Raw genomic sequence first — 3,726 nt, forward strand, 5'->3', positions numbered from 1 at the left:
GTTGGCCGCACCGCCGGCAGCGCAGAGAGCTTTCTTGGCCACTATTCCGAGGCGATGAAGAGTGCCGGCGCCGCCGGCCTGGTCTGGGATGAAGCCAATCTCGCCGAGTATCTCAAGGCCCCAAAGCTGAAGGTGCCGGGCAACAAGATGGCCTTCGGCGGCCTGACCAATGACGACGACATCGCCAATGTCATCGCCTATCTGAAGGCCGATCCCAAGCCTTGATCCGCTGTTCATCAGCTCTGTAAAACCGGCTTTCCCCTCGCATATCGCGGCCGCGATTGCTTCAGTCGTTTGCCGAATACAAAGGCATCCGTGCGCCCTCGGCTTGCCGCATGAAAGTTCAATGACAGCTGAACTACGGCTGGCAGGCAAGCTAATCACGCCAGGCCCCCGCCTTCACTGGTTTTCAAGACCCTGATGGATTCTTTTGTTTTCACGCCGCCCTTGTTGTCACGTCTTTCAATCCCCCGATGCCCCACATATATTCGCCGCTGTTCGCGACCAGCGACGTCATGCCGAAGCGGGAGGCCCCAATGGCGACATTGCAGAATTTCGACGCCGAAATTGCCAAGACCAAGCAGGTCGTGCAGGACATGCGCTCCAAGATCGAGCAGTCCGGCACCATGCTTGATACGCTCGCCACATCGGACAAGAAGATCGGCGACGCCAATTTCGACCTCGAGAACGCCCGCATCGAGGATGTGCTGAAGCAGCAAAAGGTGATGGAAGGCAACATTGCCGACCTGATCATCGGCCTGGAGGACGCCACCAACGTCTTCGGCTCCGAGTTCGAGAGCATGAAGAACTACACCGGCTGGGAAAAATTCATCGGTATCTTCTCCAGCCAGAGCAAGCAGCGCATGCGCACCGACCGCGTCCGCAACATGTCGCTGGCGGGCAATCTGCAGGAATTGCTGGTCAAATCCGACACCATCGTCGGCATATTGAAGGCGCAGAAAGAGGTCCTCGACCAGCGCTACAAGACCTCGGAAACCAGCCTGTCGCAGGTGATCGAGCGCCGCAAGACCACCATGACCAACCTCGAAGCCGTGCAGAAGCGCATCGAGGAGCTCAACCCGATGCTGCTCGACATCGAAAACAAGATCGCCGCTTCGACCAGCCAGAAGGACCGCACGCAGCTCGAAGGCGAACGCTCCAAGCTGGCGACGGAATACAACGAAAAGCAGGCCAAGGAGCAGGAGCTGCTGGCCGAGAGCCAGACGCTCGAGCGCTACACCTCGATGTTCCAGACCTTCGTCGATTCGCTCAACAACCAGATCGCCGCGCAATCGACGCTGATCAACAAGCTGACCATCGATACCGAGCAGCGCATCGTGCTCTACAAGGCGCTGGAAGATTCGCTGAAGACCGCCGCCCAGCAGGACGTCGCCCACAAGATCAACACGCTGGGCAGCCAGGTCGACAACACCGCCGAGGAAACCATGGCCGGCATCGGTGCTGCTTCGCAAAAACACATCGGCGACCTACTCGAGATGCACGAGAAGAACATGGTCGCCACCGCCGACATCCAGCGCCGCAAGAAGCTGGCCGACGATGCCTTTGCCCGCCGCTTCGACGAGGTGCTGAAGAAGCACAATTCGGCAAACTACGTGCAGTCTTAGGGGTGATAGGACTGCCCGCGAGCGCACAGGCATGACCCCCGAAAACGAAGCGGCGGCACGATATTTCTCCGCCATCACGGCCGCGCTGAGCGGCCTTGAAGTGTTCATGCGCGACGATCGCTCGCCGCTTTACCGGCACGGCATCGTCGCCAAGATCGTCGCCGAATACATCGCCCGGCTCGACAAGTCGTTTTCCTGCTGGCGCAACCGGCTGGGCTTCATGGACACGTTCCGCATTTCGCGGGCCGAAAGCGGATTCCCGGTGTTCCAGAACCTGCTCGAACTGGAAAACGACCGCCGCCAGGCCGACGCGCGGCTTGCCAACATCCCGCTCGCCGGCGAATTGCGCGAGGAAATGGCCGACTTCATCCTGCGCCACAAGGAATTCCCCGAGGCGCTGCAGAAGTCGATGGCCGAGCGGCTCTATCTCGAGGACGTGAAAAGCGAGAACACCTTCGGTTCCTTCACGCTGGCGCAAACCGCCAAGGTCTCGGTCAATCCGAAGACGGGACGGCCCTATTATCTCGTCCATTGGGCGACGTTCGACGGCAGCGCCAACCTGCCTCTGGTCTACATGGTGACGGTGGAGGATTCTTCCGACGCGATGATCCGCCAGCTTGTCGACAGGAACGGCAAACTCAACGAGACGGTCGACATTCCGCTGCCGGTCGACGGCCTGCTCAATCCCGAGCTTGCCCATCGTTTCGACGATTTCACCGAGAAGAACTCCGCCTATACGCTGTCGCCGGCGACCATCGCGGTCAACCTCGACAAGGATTTCGAACCGCTGCACCCCAAGCAGCTGCGCCGCGTCGTGCTCGGCCCGTTCTATTCGGTGGGGATTACCGACAACAATTCGACGGTGACCGAGGTTCTGGCCAAGGTGCGCAAGCCGCAAAATGCCTGGCTTTTGACCTGGACGATCCAGGAGGTCTATTCCAAGAGCGAGAAACCCGGCCGCAAGGGCCTGTTTTCGAGTGAGAAGACAACGCAGGAATTCTTCATCAACACTGATGATCTGGAAGCCGCGCGTCAGGGCGTGTCGAGCTATGAAAACCATGCGCTGATTCCGCACGAGGCCTATCAGGCACTCTACGCCGCCGGCGAAGCACAGAAGATTTTTGCCGGCTACAAGGTTCATATCCTGTCCAACGGACAGGTCATCTCAGACGTCTGACCGTCACACCACGGAGCACCCTTCATGGATACCGGCCTGACCACCATTCCGGAAGCCGCCATCGAGAAGCACCGCGCCACCGCGCAGAGCTTCATCACCCGCATCGTCGTGCTGGAGGACCCGTCACGGGAGTCCGGCACCGCGCTTGCCGGCACCAACCGCCGCTTCGTCTCGACCGTCTCGGTCGGCTCGGTGCGTCGCACGCGCGAGGTCGAGCTGGCCAAGACCGTCGGCGCCGTTCATCTCGACGACCAGCTGCTGACCATCCCGCAGCACACGCTCCTGTTTCGCGCCCGGCGCGGCACGGCGATCGCGCTGGCCATATCGGACGTCTTTGCCGAAGGCTCCGACCTCGAAAGCCTGCAGGCCAGGAATACCCGCGCGCCGCTCGAAGGCGACGAAGCGGCCACCTTCAAGAAGCTTCTGTCGGCCTCGGCTTACATCTCCGCCTTCAGCCTCGCCTCCTACCTGTTCCAGCTGATCGACAGCGACGGCGAGGCACCCAACGACATCCCCGAGCCGGACTTCCTGTTCGACACGCCGCAGGATGCGGTGAAGTCGATCCTCGCTGGCCTCGACAAGGCGATCTCGGGATCGTCCGATGATGCCGATTTGATGACAAGGGCACGCGCCTTCGCCCGCGTCGCCATCGACGGGCTTCTGGCCCGCAAGGGCCGCTTCGACGGCATCGGCCCGTTCGAGAACGCCCATATCCGCATCGATGCCGACGATTTCACTCTCGATGGTTTCGACGTCGCGCCGGGCAAGCGCTCAAAACCGCTGGTGATGACCTTCAAGAAGCCGGAAGAGGTCGTCGGCAACCACATCGCCAAATACCAGTCGGTCAAGCTCGCCAAGATGCTGATGGCCTATGATTTCGAGCGCGAACTCAATCCGTTCGTCGAGCTCGGCGGCTTCCTGTTC

The 3,726-nt window shown here is 60.7% G+C and carries 2 protein-coding genes and 2 pseudogenes; all 4 read left to right on the plus strand.

Annotated features, from left to right (window positions below; translation table 11 throughout):
• Positions 1-225, plus strand: a pseudogene (locus EN969_RS21065) (cytochrome c family protein); the annotation flags it as partial.
• 311 nt (positions 226-536) lie between these two features.
• The gene (locus EN969_RS21070; protein WP_024504535.1) at positions 537-1,625 is read left to right on the plus strand and encodes a hypothetical protein; all 1,089 of its coding nucleotides are present in this window, start codon (positions 537-539) and stop codon (positions 1,623-1,625) included.
• Positions 1,626-1,656: 31 nt separating this feature from the next.
• Positions 1,657-2,802 carry a hypothetical protein gene (locus EN969_RS21075; protein ID WP_063168855.1) on the plus strand — a complete coding sequence of 382 codons (1,146 nt, stop codon included), beginning with the start codon at positions 1,657-1,659 and terminating at the stop codon, positions 2,800-2,802.
• Between the two features lie 24 nt (positions 2,803-2,826).
• Positions 2,827-3,726 (plus strand): annotated as a pseudogene (locus EN969_RS21080) (AAA family ATPase); the annotation flags it as partial.

Source organism: Mesorhizobium sp. M7A.F.Ca.CA.003.01.2.1 (assembly GCF_003998945.1).
GTDB classification, from domain to species: Bacteria; Pseudomonadota; Alphaproteobacteria; order Rhizobiales; family Rhizobiaceae; genus Mesorhizobium; species Mesorhizobium ciceri.

Excerpts from the sequence above, each read along its gene's own strand:
- EN969_RS21075 (WP_063168855.1), top strand. The coding sequence starts at position 1,657 with ATGACCCCCGAAAACGAAGCGGCGGCACGATATTTCTCCGCCATCACG.
- EN969_RS21070 (WP_024504535.1), top strand. The coding sequence starts at position 537 with ATGGCGACATTGCAGAATTTCGACGCCGAAATTGCCAAGACCAAGCAG.